Here is a 15,306-nt window from a genome sequence, read left to right on the forward strand (position 1 = left end):
CGGAAGCAACAGCGGCAACAGACGATGGGCTGCCGGTGCGGAAGGATGACGCCATGGCGGATGACTCCACAACGCTCGAACTGACCCGGTCCGAACTCCGCGAGGTCGCCGGATACGCGGTGGCGTGCGCGCGTCCTGCGTTGGCGATCTTCGAGCGGGAACGCCCTGACGATCAGCGCCCACGCGCCGCGATCGACGCGGCACAGGTCTTCGCTGACGGAGGCGAGCGGACCAAGGCGCTACGTGACAACGCGTGGGCGGCGCACCGGGCGGCTCAGGAGACCCGCGATGCGGGACAGTCCGCGGCGAGCGACGCCGCACGCGCGGCCGGCCACGCGTGCGGCGCGGCGTTCCTCCACCCTCTGGCGAAAGCAACTCAGGTCAAGCACATCCTCGGTTCGGCCGCTCATGCCGCACGAGCACTCGAACTCTCCGCCGGAGACGATCCCGCCGTCGGAGCCGGCCACATCGCGCAGTCACGGATCCTTGCGCATCCCGTAGTCGTGGACGTCCTCAGGCGCTACCCGGCCGCCCCGCACGGCGGTGGGCGGATCGGAGAGCTGATCCGTCAGTTGGACACGTCGCTCCGGTGATTCGCGCCCCTGAGCTGATGGACGTGGTCGGACGCCTGCGCGGGCGCCTGCGTGCTGTGTTCCGTACCGAACGCGAGCAGGCGGATGAATGAGGGCGGCGGAGGCGGGCACACGGAGGGTCCGTCTCTCGTGGGACGGAACCGGGGCGGCCGCAAGGCTGTGGCGGTCAAACGGCCGCCCCGCAGCAGGGTGTCGGAGGCTGCCGCCGACAGACTTGTGACGAGGTACTGCCGGGGCACCTCTGCACCCTGGAAGTCCAGCGCGGAAGTACACAGCCCACGCGTGCAATCGGGGTCGGCCGCCGAGGCGGCAGCAGGCCGGCCGTCAGGTCAGGGGACGATCCGCACCGCGCGGAAGTCGTATCCGTCCTGCCCCGGAGCCTCCCAGACGAGTTCGACGCGCTGACCGTTCTCCAGAGCCCGGAACCCGTTCGCTTCGACGGCGGAGAAGTGGGCCCAGCAACCGCCGGGAGTCTCCGAGGAGTCGAGCACTCCCCAGCCCTCTTCGTCGTTCCACTCGCGCACGATCGCAGTCGTCATGATCGCGAGGCTACGTGACCGCCCGGACACGGGAGCACGGACCCCTGTCCAGCAACGGATCCAGGCGCGTCGAACTCGGCCCTCGGCGTGAGGTGCCGTCCCAGGAGCGGAGAGGCCGATGAGTCAGGCCGCCGTCCGCGGTCTTCCTCGGGAGACATTCCATTCCTGGAAGGGAGAACCCGATGCGCCAGCCGACCGCCCATCCCGATCTTGCGAAGTTGGACGTACTCGTCGGCGAGTGGGACATGTGGGCCGCCGGCCGCACCGCCGGGCCCGTACGCAGCGTGTTCGCCTGGCTGGAGGGCGGGACGTTCCTCGTCCAGCGCACGGACGTGACTCCCGAGACCACCCTGCCCGCCGAATGGGAGGGGCACGCGCCGTTTCCCACCGTCGCCATGACCGGATACGACGACTCCGCCGGGGAGTTCACGATGCTGTACGCCGACGGACGCGGCGTCGCGCGCGTGTACGGGACCAGCGTGAGCGACGGCGTCTGGAAGCAGTGGCGCACTGCCCCCGGCTTCCATCAGCGGTTCACCGGCACCTTCGGCGACGGGGGCGACACGATCACCGGCGGCTGGGAGTGGTCCGGCGACGGCTCGGTCTGGGAGTGGGACTTCGACGTGACGTATGCGCGGTCCGGCTGACAGGTGGCCCAGCCGGACCGCGCCGCTGACCTCGGCGTGCCGGCGGGCCGGTGGGGGCGTCAGTCGGTGTCGCGCGGGTCGAACGAGCCGGTGTCGACGATCAGCGGCTTCGGGAACGCAGCCGCGATGCCGTCCCACTTCACGAACTTGAAGTTCGTCCCCTCCCGGTCGCCGTCCACCGGAGTGGCCTCGCCGTCGTGGGTGACCAGCACCCCCTTCGGAAACTGCTTTCCCAGCGGGACGTTGAGCGCCATGGCGCCGTCGGAGTGCTGCACTCCGTCGGCGGCCGGGCCGTCCGTGACGGTGAACGACCCGACGTAGGGGGCGCGTGCGCCGCGTCCGTAGACGGCGAAGGTGTCGTCGCCCTGGCTGGAGGCGAGCACGTAACCCTTGCCGTCGGCCGCGTGATAGACCGTGACGCCCTCGGCGTCGGCGCTCAGACGGCTGCCGCCGTGGCCCGGGTCGTTCGCCCAGTCCAGTACGCACTCCTCCTTCGAGGTGTCGTACGTCCAGGGCACGCCGTACTCGCGCACTCGGTCGACGAGGGCAGGGGTGCCGAACTCCTCGTCGTCGAGTTCGATCTGCCACAGGCCCACATCCTCCTGGGCCGCGTAGAGCACCTGCTTCTCCTGGTCGACGGCCATGCCCTCGACCTGGGCGCCCTCGCCCGGGTCCGCGCACGGCTTCCACGGCTTCCCGCCCGGCAGCGTGAACGAACCGGGCAGGCCGACGGCGTCCTCGGCGGCGTAGCCGATCCTGCCGTCCTGGTCCTTGAGCTTCAGCAGCTTGAGCCCGGTCTCCTCGCGCCGGGAGACGACCGCGAAGGCGTCGCCGTCGTCGGTGTACGCCGCGAGGCCGTACGCGTTGCGCTGTTCGTCCACCTCTGCCTCGTCCTTGGAGAAAACGGGGCCGACGCCGGCTGCGGTGATGTCCTTGAGCGGAGGCTTCCCCGCTGCCACGGCCGCGGGGTCGATCGCGTAGGCACGCAACCGGTCGCGGCCGCGGTCGCTCACGAGGGCCAAGTCGGTCCTGCGGCCGTCCAGTTCGAATCCGTAGACGACGTCGACGTTGTTGAACCGGCCGGGCTCCGAACCCTCACCGGGTGCGGGCGGTGCATCGACGTGCTGCAGCCTCCGCCCGTCCAGCCCGTACACGTCGAGACCGGCGTCCTTGAGCGTGGCCACGACGAGGCTGCGGCCGGAGTCCTCCGGGTCGACCCAGACCGCGGGGTCGTCGGCGTCGGCGTTCCCGCCGGCCTCGTCGTCGTGAACCGCAGCCGTCTCGACCTCGGCTTCGGTCCGCACCGGCTCCGGGGCGCCGACCGCCTCGGCAGCAAGTGCGGTGGCGACGAGAAGTAACGCCGCCAGGGCGGTCGCGCCCCGGAGGGCGGTGGAACGGGCGGTCATGGCACGGGCGGTGGAAGGTCTCACAGCTCTCCTCGGGACGGGTACAGACGCGTGAGCCTGTACCTGACTGGTGAACCGCCCTCCACCGCCGGGCATCTGAGACCCGATCAGGACATGACCGTTGTGATCACGGTGGGTCGATTCCTGAAGGGGCTCAGAAGGCGAAGACGCTGCCGCCGGTCTTCTTCATGGTGCAGGAGTTGGCGAAGGTGTGCTCCCAGGAGACCCGCTGGCCCTCCCACACGCCGTCCGCGGTGACGACGACCGGGTCCCAGATCCGCGTGCACACCGCGCCGGGCGCGCTGTCAGCCGCCACGAGCTGCTGGAACTGACCGTCGACGGCGCGTACTTCGGCGCAGGCCTGGTCGGCGGCCGGGTGGCTGCCGCTGGATCTCGGCGCGCAGCTCAGCACCACGGCCCGCTGGACTCCGGCGGCGGCCGCCTCCGAGCCCTTTCCGACGGTCAGGACCAGCGCCGAAGGTGCGTAGAGGCTCTTCGCCTCCGTGGAGTCGGCGTGTGCCACGCCGCCGCCGATGCCTGTCACGCAACCGAGGGCGACCGCAGCCGCTGCTCCCAGAGTCTTGATCCCGTACCGCATTTCGAACACTCCTTGGTGTGGGTTCCCGTATATCGGACGGACAGGACTCTGGCGCAAGTCAGGCGCAAGCGCACATCGAACGATCGGTTCCGGTCGTGAACCACCGGTGGGGTGTTGGCTGATTCTGGAAAGGGCCAGCTCGGGGGCGGTATTGGTGGCCCTCGCGAGGTGTCCAGCATATGGACAAATTGGTTGTCGTTTAATCCAAAACATCTTTCTGACCTGCGGAAAGGCCCCAACGAATGTCGTTGAGGATGACGCATCTCGACCGGAAAGCACCGCTTGTGAGAGACATCTGACGCTTGACGAGGGATGAGCGTGCCGCGTGCTGATGTCCCGACTCGCCACAACAGCCCGGCATGATGCGTGATCGTTCCGCTCACCACTTGTGCGCGGTTGTCCGCCCGGCGCATGCGGCACACCCGGTGGCTCCAACTCCCGGTGCCGAGCCCGGCGCGGGCCTGTCCGAGACCTGCTTGCAAGTCCGGATCCGGTCGGCGTCAGACGGTGAGGGACAGTCCGTCGTGGGCCGTCTCCCACCCGTCGAGGTCCAACTCGAGGGCGGCGGGGGAGAGATGCGTGAGGACGAGCCGGCGGGTGGTGAGGCGGTCCAGGTTCTCGCGGAGCGCCTCCAGATCGAGGTGCCAGCGGACGGGGGTGGGGGAGTAGCCCTCGCAGAGGAACAGAGCGGTTTCCGCCGAGGCGTCGATGAGGGCGTCGGTCCACTCGGTGTCGCCCGAGTAGGCGATGCTCGCTCCTTGGGTGTCCTCGACGCGGATCGCGTAGGCGGGGGCTCCCGAGGCGTGACGCACCTCGAAGGGGAGGACTGTCAGCCGGCCCGTCGACAGGGGTGTCCGTTCCGCGTGTTCGGCGACATGCACGGCGAACCGTCGCTCCGCGGTGCTGGAGCCGGGGAAGCACACTTCCATCGCCTCGTTGAGTCGGTCCCGGGTTCCGGGCGGCCCGACCACCGTCAAGTCCTGCGTGCGGCGCCGGAATTGACCGTCGAGGATCAGGAAGGGCAGGCCGCCGAAATGATCCGCGTGAAGGTGGCTGATCAGTACCGTCTCGATCGAGTTCGGGTCGAAGCCCTGCTGCCTCAGCGCCACCAGGCTCGTGGCGCCGCAGTCGACGAGCGTGTGGGAGGGGACCTCGGGGTCGTCCGGGCCCAGCGCGATGCACGTCTGGAACCGGCCACCTGAGCCGAAGGCGTCTCCGCTTCCCACGACCGTGACCCGCATGGTCCGCTCCTCTCCCTCGGTTCTCGGGGCTCCCCGGTGGTGAACCCGCAGGCCCGGGATTGTGCCTGCTCATCTCCGGTCCCGACAGCGGCGCGGCCGGGGCGGACGGTCACGAGCCTCAACTGCCGTCCGTCGCACCGCCGTTCAGATAGCGGCCCGGCGAGGTGCCGAGGCGTGGCCTCCGGTGACGACTACGGATCCGCAGTGCTTCCCGGCGTCATCGTGGCCGGGTTGGGCTCCGGGTTGGGCTTTCCCGCGCTGGCCGTCGCCGTGACCGAGGGCGCAACGGAGTCGGACGCCGGTCTCGCCTCGGCTGTGCTCACCGCTGTTCAGCAAGTGGGCGGAGCTGTCGGCCTCGCTGTCGCGGTCACCCTCGCCGCACACAGTGGTCCGGGCGCCGCGCCGACCGGGCCGGCGGAGGCCGCAACCGAGGGCTTCGCCATCGCTCTCACCGGCCTGGCGGCTCTCCTTGCTGCGGGTGCTGCCCTGGTGGGCTGCCTGCTGCGGTCGAACGGCGGCCCTCCTCGGGGCCGTTCCGGAGCGGATGCCGCCGCCGAGGACGTGGCGACGGGCCGACGCGAGACTGCGCAGCCGAAGTCGCCGGGCTCCCCGGGCTCCGGCAGGGGGTGAAGAACCGCATACGTCCGTTATCGTCGCCGCGTGCGACTCCTGCTGATCTCGGACACCCACCTGCCCAAGCGCGCGAAACAGCTGCCCGGCCGGCTGCGGGAAGAAGTGCCTCACGCCGACGTCGTGATCCACGCCGGGGACTGGGTCGACACCGACACCCTCGACCTGCTGGAGTCCCGCGCACGGCGGCTGATCGGGGTGTACGGCAACAACGACGGGCCCGAACTCCGCGCGCGGCTGCCCGAGGTGGCCGAAGCGGAGCTGGGTGGCCTGCGGTTCGCCGTGGTGCACGAGACCGGATCCGCCCAGGGGCGTGAACGGCGCTGCGCGGACCGGTTCCCCGGTGTGGACGTGCTGGTCTTCGGCCACAGCCACATTCCCTGGGACAGCACGGCGGACGACGGTCGCTTGCGGTTGCTCAACCCCGGCTCGCCCACCGACAGGCGGCGCCAGCCTCACTGCACGTACATGACCGCGGAGGTCGGCGAAGGCGAACTCTCCCGCGTGCGGCTGCACCGGCTCCCGCCGCGCAGCTGAACGCGCAGACCGCCGGGCGGGGGAGGGCGCTGTCAGACCCCGTGGCTACGGTCGGAGCCATGACCGATCCGACGACGCACACGCAGGGCCACGCAGCACCGGGAGAGGGCAGGCCGGTGGCTCCCGGCACACCGGCGCCGTCCGTCTTCGTCACCGACCGCCCCGACGCCGAGGACGTCGCGCTGATCTCGGACGCACTCGACGAGTTCAACGTGCGGGAGACCGGCACCGATGACCGCCGTTCGCTCGCGGTGCTCGTCAGGGACCCGGCGACGGGCCGAGTCGTCGGCGGGCTGACAGGCCGTACGTCCCTGGGCCTGCTGTTCGTGGACCTCTTCCATCTTCCGCCCGCGCTCCGCGGCACCGGCCTCGGCAGCGAGATCCTGCGGCAGGCGGAAGACGAGGCCCGCAGGCGTGGATGCCGCGCCGGCGTGCTCTACACGATCAGCTTCCAGGCGCCCGGGTTCTACGGCAGGCAGGGCTGGCGCGTTCTGGGCGAGGTCCCCTGCGATCCTCCGGGCACGAGCCGTGTGTTCATGACGAAGGACCTGACGTAGGGCGACCGGCCCCGACCCGGCTCAGAACCCGGAGGCGTACTGCCAGAAGTCCCGCACCAGGGCGGGCGGCGTCGGCCCCGACAGCTCGACCTGGCTGAGCAGCACGGTGACCGTCCCGCTGGACGGGTCGATGTGCGCCGCGGTTCCGGTGCCGCCGACCCAGCCGTAGCGTCCAGGGACGTTCCAGCGGTCGGTCTTCTCGACGTCCACCGAGCCGCCGAAGCCCCAGCCCTGACCCTCCAGGAAGAGCCGGCTCTCTTCGCGCTGAGCCGGCGTCAGGTGGTCGGTGACCATCCGGCGTACGGAGCCGGGCGACAGCAGCCGCCGCCCCCCGACGGTGCCCTCGGCGAGCAGCATGCGACCGAACGCGCACAGGTCGTCGACGGTCGAGACGAGCCCCCCGGCACCCGACTGGAAGTCAGGCAGGGTGGCCCACTGCCCGCCGGGCCCGTCGACGAGCTCGAATCCCCCCGATGGGGCGTTGCGGTAGTAGGCCGTGAACCGGTCGCGTTTGCCGGCCGGCACGTGGAATCCGGTGTCGGTCATGCCGAGGGGATCGAACAGCCGCTCCGCCAGGAACTCGTGCAGCGGACGCCCCGAGGCGCGGGCGACGAGCACACCCTGGATGTCGGAGCAGGTGTTGTAGAGCCAGACCTCGCCGGGCTGGTGCAGCAGCGGAATGCGGGCAAGCGCCGCCGTCCACTCGTCCGGCGCCGCGACGCTCTGCGGCTCCTGAGGCCCCTGCTTCAGGTCTGACAGCAGCGGTTGGACTGCGGGCAGCTCGAAGTCGGCGGGGAAGCCGTACCCGGCGCGGAAGGTGAGCAGATCGAGGACGGTGATGTCTCTGGTGGCGGGGACCGTGTCGTCGAACGGGCTGGACGGCGTGCGCACGACCGGAGGAGAGGCCAGCTCCGGCATCCAGTTCTTGACCGGGGCGTCCAGCGAGATCCGGCCTTCGTCCACCAGGATCATCACCGCTGCGGCGGCGACGGGCTTGGTGACCGAAGCGATGCGGAAGATCGAGTCCCTGGCCATCGGAGAGGTGCCGTCGGCGTCGGCGGATCCGGCGGCCCCCACTTCGGTGCGGTCACCGCGAGCCACCAGCCCCACCGCTCCCGGCACGGACCCCTTGCTGACGTGCGACTCCAGGACATCGTGCAGATCGGTCATGCGTCCCTCCAAGGTGCGGTCGGAATTGCCGACCCGCACGACGCCCGGTTTTCATCGCCGGAGCCTGAACGGCCGTATGCGTCGGGCCCGGACGATCGGGCGAGGAAAGGGGCCGAGGCGAGTCCGGTCGTCATCCACCGGCGAAAAGCTTCAGTCTCTCCTCCGGATTCCACGACAGCGAATGCGGACAGGGAGAACAGCGGAACGAGAGCGTCGGGAAAGACTCCCGAGCTGAGCACGAGGTGCCAATGAAAGGCCTGCGCACAGGCCTTGTCCACGCCCGGGACGCAACAAGCCCTCAGAGAAATTCACGTCACGTCACGACCCGCATGTGAATTCGCGTCAGTGGCGACCGTCAGGGCTGTGACGTGCGGGTTTGCCCGAACTGGGACCCTGGTGCGGCTTGTTGCACACACCCGGAATTGTTCCGTTGCCCTGAAAGAGTGCACGCGCGGGCATGACGCCACTTCAGCAACCGAAAAGCGTCGGTACCCTTTTTGTCACCTGATCTTGACGTGACGGAGGGAGGCGAACGGCGAAAGCTTTGGCGGGCCCGCCGTCGTCTCCCTCTCGTCCGTCACCAGGTACGCAACTGCACCCTCAACCTAGGAGGAGGCATCCCGATGACGTCCGTAGAAAGTACCGCAGGGAAGGCACCGGAAGACATCTCCCGTGTCACCTGGCGCACGAAAGTGTTCACTGCGGCCGCCGCAGTCGCCGTCGGAGTCCCGGCCGTTCTGCTCGGATACGGCGAGTACGTCGCGGCGATCGGCACACTGCTCGGTGCCGCCGGCGGCATCAGCGTGACGGTGGTGAACATCCGCCGCTGAGGCCGGTGTTGAGAAGTGGCCCCCGGAGCGGACTCCGGGGGCCACTCGCGTTCTTCCTGTCCGGGCCTCGTTCAGGCCGGTGATACCGGTGACCTGGGTGCTCGTGGGCGCGTGCGTCAGTCCGCCAGGTCCAGCGCCGCCCCGATGATTCCGTCTGCGTCGATCCCGTGATGGCGGTGCACGTCGGCGAGGGTGCCGCACTGCCCGAATCCGGTCACGCCCAACGACCGGCTGGGCACATGGTTGATCCCCGCCAGGAACGCCAGCGTGTGAGGGTGACCGTCGAGGACGGTGACCAGCGGCCTGGCCCGCTCGTGGGGGAAGAGCTGCTCGAGGATCCAGTCAGAGCCCTCCTGGAGTCCCTGCCGCGCACGGACGGCGCGGAAGAGGAGGTCGGGGCTGGTGACGCAGACGACGTCCGCGCCCACCCCGAGTTCGTCGAGCCGCTCCGCCGCCGCGAGAGCTTCGGGAACCATCGCCCCGGTCGCGGCGATCGTAAGGGACGGATCGCTGTGGCGGCGCAGCATGTAGCCCCCGGCGACCGTCTGCTTGCGGCGGCGCTCCCGTGCGGCCGGATCACCGGGCACGGCGGCCAGGGACTGGTCGACCGTACGGGTCGAGAGGCGCAGGTACGTCGAGTTGCCGCCGGGCTTGCCCAGGCATGCCAGACCGGCGAGCAGGCACCACTCCATGTCGACGGCGAACGCCGGCTCGTACGCGGTGCAGCCGGGCTGCTCAAGTCCGATGGAGGGGGTGATGACCGACTGATGGGCGCCGCCTTCGGGCGCGAGGCTGACCCCGGAGGGCGTCCCCACCAGGATCGACTGCCCGCCCGCGTACATCCCGAACGACCACGGTTCCAGGGCCCGTCCCACGAACGGGTCGTAGACCACGCCGATCGGCAGCAGCGGCGTGCCCCACCGGCTCCACGTGGCGCCCAACTCCCCGAGCAGACCTACCAGGTTGGTCTCCGCGATCCCCAACTCGATGTGCTGTCCGCTGGGGCGTTCCCGCCAGTGCAGGATCGTCTCGGCGTCGTCGTCGAACCAGTCCCTGCGCTCGGTCGGTGACCATGTGCCGACCTTGTTCAGCCAGCCGCCGAGGTTGGTGGTCGAGGCGACGTCGGGGCTGACCGTCACGACATGACCGGCCGCCTCCGGAGCTTCCCGCGTCAAGTCCAACAGCGCCCTGCCGAGGGCCTGTTGAGTCGATCCGCTACCGGAGGGGGTCCGCCTGAAGTCCGTCGGCAGCGCCAGGGGCTCCACCTGCGGCGTGGGGTGGCGGCGCAGGCGGTCGGCCGTACGGTCGCAGAGTTCGGCTTCGGCACTGCCGGGGGTGAAACGGGCCCATGGCTGCTGCGGATCGGCACCCACGGCGTCCGCGAGCTGCGCCATCTGCTCACCGGTCAGCAGCGCCGAGTGGTTCTGCGGATGCCCGGCGGTCGCAAGGCCGTGGCCCTTGACGGTGTAGGCGAAGATGACGGTCGGACGGGTGTCGTCGATGGACGCGTAGGCGTCCGTCAGCGCTCCGAGATCGTGCCCGCCCAGGTTGCGGATGACCGCGTCGACGGAGGCGTCGTCGAGTTGGGCGAGGAGTTCGGCGATGCGATCGCGTCCCTCGCCCGTGCCCGGCAGGCGTTCGCGCAGCTGCTCGGGGGAGCACCGAAGCAGCCTTTGGTACTCGGGGTTGGTCATCTCGTCGATGCGCGTGCGCAACGCCTCGCCGCCGGGCTTGCTGAACAACTCCTCAAGGAGACGGCCGTACTTGACGGTGATCACCTGCCAGCCCGCTGCCGCGAACATCCCCTGCAGACGCGTCGCCGAGATGTTGGGCACGACACGGTCCAGCGACTGCCGGTTGAAGTCCACGATCCAGACGACCTCGCCGAGGTCGGCCACGCCGGGATCGAGGATCGCTTCCCAGCAGGCGCCCTCGTCGAGTTCGGCGTCACCGATCAGGGAGTACTGGCGCCCCGAACTGCCGCCCTCGAAGCGGGCGTTCACATACCGGCGGGCGACGGCACCCCAGATCGGCGCGGTCGCGCCGATGCCGACCGAGCCGGTGGAGTAGTCGACCGGGTCCGGGTCCTTCTCGCGGCTCGGGTAGCTCTGCAGGCCGCCGTAGCTGCGCAGCGTGGTCAGGTAGGACTCGTCCAGCTCACCCAGCAGGTAGTTGACGGCGTGCAGCACGGGGGAGGCGTGTGGCTTGACGGACACGCGGTCCTCGCGGCCGAGTTCGTGGAACCACAGCGAGGTCATGATCGACGTCATGGACGCGCTCGACGCCTGATGGCCGCCCACCTTCAGCCCTGTGGGGTTGGGACGGACGCGGTTGGCGTGGTCGATGATCGACGTCGCGAGCCACAGCACGCGCTGCTCGACAGCCCTCAGCACATCGAGGTCCCTGTCAGCCGGGCCGGTGACCGGTGCGGGCAGCGGGTCCGCTCCGGCGGTGTTCTCCGTGGTCTTCATGCCGTCCGTCCGAAGCAGAGAAGTCAGCAGATTGCATATGAATGACAGCAGGACGATGATGAACGCACAAGCAAGGCGCGTTCAGTTGAGCAATCTGCTCAGTGTTGTCACTCGGACGAACAGCGAGGTTGAACATTGTGACAGGCGAGGAGCCCCTCGACGCCGTCGATGCGAAGTTGCTGCTCGCCCTGGCGGACGAGCCCCGGGCACCGGTGATGGCGCTGTCCCAGCGGCTCGGGCTGTCCCGCAACACCGTCCAGGCCAGGCTCGGCAAGCTGGAACGCCGGGGGGCCCTGCAGTCGTTCGAGCGTCGCATCGATCCGGCTGCGTTGGGATATCCGATGTCGGCGGTCATCACCACGCGGGTCACGCAGCGTCGCCTCGAAGAGGTCGCCGACGCGCTCAGCCGGATCCCCGAGGTGGTCGAGGTCGACGGCCTCAGCGGTGACACGGACCTCCTGGTGCGGGTCGTGGCCGTCGACGCCGACGACCTGTACCGGATCGCGGGCCAGGTCCTGGCCAGTCCGGGCGTGGAGCGTACGAGCACGGCCCTGGTCATGCGCCGGCTGGTCGGCCACCGGCTTGCGCCCCTTCTCGAACGGTCAGCGGAGCGGCCGGGATCCCCGGCGGACTGACCGGCGCAGGCGGCTCGTTCAGTGAGTCTTCGCCGACTTCGAACATGGCGGTCGGAGGCTCTGGTGTGGCGCTCGCTCGGAGCCCCCAGCGTCAACTCCCGGTGCGGTACGCTCTCGCGGCCCACGGCCGGGGACGGCATCCGCGAGGGTGGCAGCCAGGTCTCCGTTGTCTGTAGCGTGCGGAAGTGACCAGAAGCGAGCGAATTGCGGACCAGCTGGACCGGCACTGGACCAAGAACCTGCGGCCGCGGCTGCAGGGTCTTGCCGACGAGGAGTACTTCTGGGAGCCGGTGCGTGGCTGCTGGAGCATCCGCCCACGTGGCACGTCGGCCGCACCGATGCCGGAAGGTTCGGGGGAATGGACGATGGACTCCGCGTCCCCTGCCCCGGTGCCGGCGCCGGTGACCACGATTGCCTGGCGGCTGGCGCACGTCGTCGTCTCCTGCCTGGGCTATCGGGTCGGATGGCACTTCGGCGGCCAGGACGTCGACTCCCAGACATTCGCCTACGCGGGGACCGCTGACGAGGCGCTGGAACAGCTCGATGAGATGTACGGGAGATGGAACGCGGGGGTCCGCGAGCTCTCGGACGCCGACCTGGAGAACCCGCCCACGGTGGGTCCCGAGCGGTTTCCCATGGAGGGCATCGTCCTGCACGTCAACAGGGAGCTGATCCATCACGGCGCCGAGATCTCCCTGCTGCGCGACCTCTACCGCTGGCAGGACGGAGCCGCACCACGCCGAGTCTGACTTTCCGGTAGCGGTCGATCGAGCTGCGGAAACCCACGTAACTCCGTGACGCTCCGTGGCTGCGGGCTTCAGTGACGCAGGTCGCTGCCCTGGCTGGGGGGCAGCCCGGCCCGGGCCTCGACCTCTTCGGTGCTGTAGGCGCCGGGGCCGTTCCACTCGGCCAGCAGGACGGTGGCGTCGTCCCGCAGCTCGCCGTGGTGGTAGTCGAGGATCGCGCGGATCAGGCGCCGGAGCGTCTCGGGTACGGGCAGGCCCTCGGCGTGCTGCCGGATGAGGAAGTTCAGGAACCGGGCCAGGCCGAACTCCCCTCCGGCGCTGCGGGCTTCGGTGATCCCGTCGGTGTAGAAGACGATGCGGTCGCCCGGCTGCAGGGACTCCTGGCAGAGCGTGGTCTCCACGTCGAAGTGGGTGCCGAGGGGCGGGCTCGGCTGGCATTGCAGCTGGGCCACCCAGCGGCCCTCACGGATGATCACCGGGGGGTAGTGGCCGTGGTTCGTCCAGGTCAGCAGACCGGTGCGGGTGTCCAGGTCGGAGAGTACGGCCGTGGCGTAACGGTCCCCGGCGAACTGCTCGTAGAGCACCTGGTCCACCGCCTCCGCGGCCTCCACCAGTCCGAGGCCCGCGCGGCGACGGCTGCGGCAGGCGGCCATCGCGAGGTTCGCGGTCAGCCCGGCGGCGGTGTTGTGTCCCATCGCGTCGTAGATCGCGAGGTGGACGATCTCGCCGGAGGTCGCGTAGTCGAAGGCGTCACCGCTGACGGCGTACGCGGGCTCCATCATGGCGCCGATCACCACGCGGTCGTCGGCGTAGGCCCGCGGCGGCATCAGCGTCCACTGCATCTCTGCGGTGACGTCCATCGGCTCGCTCCGTACGAGACGGGCGTGGGCGTCGCTGTAGTCGCGCTTGCTCACCACGAGCAGGGCCACGAGCCCTGCCAGCGCCTTCATGCTCTGCCGCGTGTCCGTGTCATCCGTGGCGGTACGGATCCGGAGCAGCCCCAGGCGCTCGGTGCCGTCCAGCAGAGGGACCCACCACAGGAAGTGCCCCGAGTGGTCCTCCGCGTCCGGGGTGCCCAGAAGGATGTTGCCGTGCTGGTAGGACTCCCCGGGCAGGGAGCCCTCGACCTGCAGGGTCCGCTCCTCGCCCGGCCTCGCCTTCAGGCCCGGGCCGGTCAGCAGACGCAGCACTCGTTCCTGCACGTCGACCAGGTAGATGCGAACGTCCCACAGCTTCACCGCCTCCGAGGCCTCGGCGACCCGGGCGGCCACCCGCTCCAGCGGCATCACGTGGCTGTCCGCGAGCAGCTCTCTCAGGACTCGGTCCCGTGCTTCCGACACTGCTGTGCCCCTTCCGCCGACCCGGCCGGGGTGGGCCTCCTCCCATTGTCCTGCGTGCCGAGGCGGTCCGCAGCGCGTGATCGGCCCGTCGCGTATGCGCAGGTCGACGCCGACACGCCCCGTTCCCGGATCACGCGGGCGAGCGCCCCGGCGGCCCGCGGTCCCGGAGAGGCCCGTCAGCGCCTGCGCAGCGCCCCCGCGGTGACGCCGGTGCGCTCGCGCAGCAGGATCCTCAAGGTGTTCGGATGCTCGTAGCCCACCTTCCGGGCGATCGTCTCCAGCGACAGATCCGTGGTCCGCAGCAGGTGGGAGGCCTGCTCGACGCGCAGGTCCTGGACGAAGCGGACCGGTGAGGTGCCGAGCGTGCGCTGCACGGCCCGCTGGAGAGTGCGCTCGCTGACGCCGAGTGCCCGCGCTCCGTCCCTGATGCTGATCGGCTCCGAGAGGTGATGCCGCGCCCAGCGCTCGAAGGCCGCCACCGTCGGGTCGCTCTGCGCGAGAGCGCTGGGGATCGTGTACGCGGACTGGGACGGGCGCTCGTCGATCACCAGATAGCGGGCGACGAGGTCGGCGAGCGCGGGGCTGCTCATGCGGACGACGGCCAGGGCCAGGTCGACGTGACCGAAGGCGGCGCCCGCCGTCGTCACCCCTCGGGAGGCGGTCACCATGCTCGTCTCCTCCAGGTCGACGGCGGGGTAGCGCTTGCGGAAGACCGGTGCCAGCCACCAACTCGTCGTCGCCCGGCGCCCGTCGAGCACCCCGGACTCGGCCAGCAGGAAGGTCCCCGTACAGGCCGAGGCGACGGGGACGTCGTACACTGGTTCCTCCACCTCCTCACTACCTCAACCATCACTCACACCTACCGTCCGCGAGGGAGCCGGCGTAACGGTCGGCGACCGCACGGCAAAGGCGCAGCAGCGAGGGGGTGAGCACCCGCTCCGGCGAGAGGACCTGTGCCAGCGGAGCCAGCGCCCCCGGATAGTCGCTCTCGGCGACCCGCTCCACGATGAACCCGTTGATCAGGCGCCCCCCTTCGCGCCTGCCCTCCTTCTCCCCGGCGCCGAAGCGCACGCGCACCCGCACCCCGGGCTGTGCCTCCTCGTCCATCGCGGCGGGGACGGCGTAGTCGAAGTACCGGTCGAGATGGACGAGCCCCTTGTCCACCAGGACCCGGGCCACGGGCGACTCCTCAGCCAGCTCCGCACCGCGCCAGGTGCGCGGCCGCGCACGGGGCGGCTTGCGCTGCCGCACGGTCTCCCGCAGCAGCGCGAGCTGCTCCGGCGCGTCCGTCGGCTCGGCTGTCGAGGGCTCCTGCTGCCCGTTGTCGCTGCTCACAGCTTTCAGTCTTAGCAGACGGTACGGACAG

At 70.1% G+C, this 15,306-nt stretch carries 16 protein-coding genes and 1 pseudogene; 8 read left to right on the top strand and 9 right to left on the bottom strand.

Going from position 1 to position 15,306, the window contains the following annotated elements; translation table 11 throughout:
- Positions 1 to 53 precede the first annotated feature (53 nt).
- Positions 54 to 593, top strand: coding sequence for a putative immunity protein (locus H5J26_RS04925; RefSeq protein ID WP_181764440.1), 540 nt, complete (start codon positions 54 to 56; stop codon positions 591 to 593).
- Positions 594 to 922: 329 nt separating this feature from the next.
- Here H5J26_RS04925 and H5J26_RS04930 read toward each other — a convergent pair whose 3' ends face one another.
- Entirely contained in the window at positions 923 to 1,132 is a 210-nt protein-coding gene (locus H5J26_RS04930) for a cold-shock protein (protein ID WP_181764441.1), read from the bottom strand.
- Positions 1,133 to 1,314: 182 nt separating this feature from the next.
- On the opposite strand from H5J26_RS04930, the gene H5J26_RS04935 reads away from it, so the two are divergent.
- Positions 1,315 to 1,779, top strand: a complete 465-nt coding sequence (locus H5J26_RS04935; protein ID WP_181764442.1) for a hypothetical protein — start codon at positions 1,315 to 1,317, stop codon at positions 1,777 to 1,779.
- Between the two features lie 59 nt (positions 1,780 to 1,838).
- On the opposite strand, the gene H5J26_RS04940 is transcribed toward H5J26_RS04935, so the two are convergent.
- The 3 genes from H5J26_RS04940 to H5J26_RS04950 all read right to left on the bottom strand — a co-directional run bounded on the left by H5J26_RS04940 (position 1,839) and on the right by H5J26_RS04950 (position 5,024).
- Positions 1,839 to 3,185: a phytase gene (locus tag H5J26_RS04940; RefSeq protein WP_181764458.1), complete on the bottom strand. Its 1,347-nt coding sequence runs from the start codon at positions 3,183 to 3,185 to the stop codon at positions 1,839 to 1,841.
- Positions 3,186 to 3,339: 154 nt separating this feature from the next.
- Positions 3,340 to 3,783 carry a subtilase-type protease inhibitor gene (locus tag H5J26_RS04945; protein WP_181764443.1) on the bottom strand — a complete coding sequence of 148 codons (444 nt, stop codon included), beginning with the start codon at positions 3,781 to 3,783 and terminating at the stop codon, positions 3,340 to 3,342.
- A gap of 500 nt (positions 3,784 to 4,283) precedes the next feature.
- Positions 4,284 to 5,024, bottom strand: coding sequence for an MBL fold metallo-hydrolase (locus H5J26_RS04950; RefSeq protein ID WP_181764444.1), 741 nt, complete (start codon positions 5,022 to 5,024; stop codon positions 4,284 to 4,286).
- A 174-nt stretch (positions 5,025 to 5,198) separates the two neighbouring features.
- Here H5J26_RS04950 and H5J26_RS04955 point away from each other — a divergent pair, with 174 nt between their 5' ends.
- Genes H5J26_RS04955 through H5J26_RS04965 form a run of 3 tightly spaced genes read left to right on the top strand, consistent with a single transcriptional unit; the run spans position 5,199 to position 6,748 of the window.
- Entirely contained in the window at positions 5,199 to 5,654 is a 456-nt protein-coding gene (locus H5J26_RS04955) for a hypothetical protein (protein ID WP_181764445.1), read from the top strand.
- A gap of 30 nt (positions 5,655 to 5,684) precedes the next feature.
- Complete coding sequence (locus H5J26_RS04960; RefSeq protein WP_181764446.1) at positions 5,685 to 6,191, top strand: metallophosphoesterase family protein; 507 nt, start codon at positions 5,685 to 5,687, stop codon at positions 6,189 to 6,191.
- A 59-nt stretch (positions 6,192 to 6,250) separates the two neighbouring features.
- Positions 6,251 to 6,748, top strand: a complete 498-nt coding sequence (locus tag H5J26_RS04965; protein ID WP_181764447.1) for a GNAT family N-acetyltransferase — start codon at positions 6,251 to 6,253, stop codon at positions 6,746 to 6,748.
- Between the two features lie 21 nt (positions 6,749 to 6,769).
- Here the strand turns inward: H5J26_RS04965 and H5J26_RS04970 are convergent, their stop codons facing one another.
- Positions 6,770 to 7,918: a serine hydrolase domain-containing protein gene (locus H5J26_RS04970; RefSeq protein ID WP_181764448.1), complete on the bottom strand. Its 1,149-nt coding sequence runs from the start codon at positions 7,916 to 7,918 to the stop codon at positions 6,770 to 6,772.
- Positions 7,919 to 8,541: 623 nt separating this feature from the next.
- Here H5J26_RS04970 and H5J26_RS04975 point away from each other — a divergent pair.
- The gene (locus tag H5J26_RS04975) at positions 8,542 to 8,748 is read left to right on the top strand and encodes a hypothetical protein (RefSeq protein WP_181764449.1); all 207 of its coding nucleotides are present in this window, start codon (positions 8,542 to 8,544) and stop codon (positions 8,746 to 8,748) included.
- A 116-nt stretch (positions 8,749 to 8,864) separates the two neighbouring features.
- Here the strand turns inward: H5J26_RS04975 and H5J26_RS04980 are convergent, their stop codons facing one another.
- Positions 8,865 to 11,219, bottom strand: a complete 2,355-nt coding sequence (locus tag H5J26_RS04980) for a transketolase-like TK C-terminal-containing protein (protein ID WP_181764450.1) — start codon at positions 11,217 to 11,219, stop codon at positions 8,865 to 8,867.
- A gap of 137 nt (positions 11,220 to 11,356) precedes the next feature.
- On the opposite strand from H5J26_RS04980, the gene H5J26_RS04985 reads away from it, so the two are divergent.
- Together H5J26_RS04985 and H5J26_RS04990 are read left to right on the top strand one after the other, a co-directional pair.
- Entirely contained in the window at positions 11,357 to 11,854 is a 498-nt protein-coding gene (locus H5J26_RS04985; RefSeq protein WP_181764451.1) for an Lrp/AsnC family transcriptional regulator, read from the top strand.
- A gap of 185 nt (positions 11,855 to 12,039) precedes the next feature.
- Positions 12,040 to 12,603: a DinB family protein gene (locus H5J26_RS04990; protein ID WP_181764452.1), complete on the top strand. Its 564-nt coding sequence runs from the start codon at positions 12,040 to 12,042 to the stop codon at positions 12,601 to 12,603.
- 68 nt (positions 12,604 to 12,671) lie between these two features.
- Here the strand turns inward: H5J26_RS04990 and H5J26_RS04995 are convergent, their stop codons facing one another.
- From H5J26_RS04995 to H5J26_RS05005, 3 genes and pseudogenes are all read right to left on the bottom strand, one after another.
- A complete protein-coding gene (locus H5J26_RS04995) occupies positions 12,672 to 13,940 on the bottom strand; it encodes a PP2C family protein-serine/threonine phosphatase (RefSeq protein WP_309237780.1) in 1,269 nt (422 codons plus the stop codon).
- Between the two features lie 176 nt (positions 13,941 to 14,116).
- Positions 14,117 to 14,770: a GlxA family transcriptional regulator gene (locus tag H5J26_RS32190; protein WP_309237781.1), complete on the bottom strand. Its 654-nt coding sequence runs from the start codon at positions 14,768 to 14,770 to the stop codon at positions 14,117 to 14,119.
- Positions 14,771 to 14,804: 34 nt separating this feature from the next.
- A pseudogene (locus tag H5J26_RS05005) lies at positions 14,805 to 15,275 on the bottom strand (primosome assembly protein PriA); the annotation flags it as partial.
- Between the last annotated feature and the right edge of the window lie 31 nt (positions 15,276 to 15,306).

The sequence above is a fragment of the Streptomyces albidus (ex Kaewkla and Franco 2022) genome (genome assembly GCF_013870515.1).
GTDB classification, from domain to species: Bacteria; Actinomycetota; Actinomycetes; order Streptomycetales; family Streptomycetaceae; genus Streptomyces; species Streptomyces albidus.

Excerpts from the sequence above, each read along its gene's own strand:
- H5J26_RS04925 (WP_181764440.1), top strand. The coding sequence starts at position 54 with ATGGCGGATGACTCCACAACGCTCGAACTGACCCGGTCCGAACTCCGC.
- H5J26_RS04930 (WP_181764441.1), bottom strand. The coding sequence starts at position 1,132 with ATGACGACTGCGATCGTGCGCGAGTGGAACGACGAAGAGGGCTGGGGA.
- H5J26_RS04935 (WP_181764442.1), top strand. The coding sequence starts at position 1,315 with ATGCGCCAGCCGACCGCCCATCCCGATCTTGCGAAGTTGGACGTACTC.
- H5J26_RS04940 (WP_181764458.1), bottom strand. The coding sequence starts at position 3,185 with ATGACCGCCCGTTCCACCGCCCTCCGGGGCGCGACCGCCCTGGCGGCG.
- H5J26_RS04945 (WP_181764443.1), bottom strand. The coding sequence starts at position 3,783 with ATGCGGTACGGGATCAAGACTCTGGGAGCAGCGGCTGCGGTCGCCCTC.
- H5J26_RS04950 (WP_181764444.1), bottom strand. The coding sequence starts at position 5,024 with ATGCGGGTCACGGTCGTGGGAAGCGGAGACGCCTTCGGCTCAGGTGGC.
- H5J26_RS04965 (WP_181764447.1), top strand. The coding sequence starts at position 6,251 with ATGACCGATCCGACGACGCACACGCAGGGCCACGCAGCACCGGGAGAG.
- H5J26_RS04970 (WP_181764448.1), bottom strand. The coding sequence starts at position 7,918 with ATGACCGATCTGCACGATGTCCTGGAGTCGCACGTCAGCAAGGGGTCC.
- H5J26_RS04975 (WP_181764449.1), top strand. The coding sequence starts at position 8,542 with ATGACGTCCGTAGAAAGTACCGCAGGGAAGGCACCGGAAGACATCTCC.
- H5J26_RS04980 (WP_181764450.1), bottom strand. The coding sequence starts at position 11,219 with ATGAAGACCACGGAGAACACCGCCGGAGCGGACCCGCTGCCCGCACCG.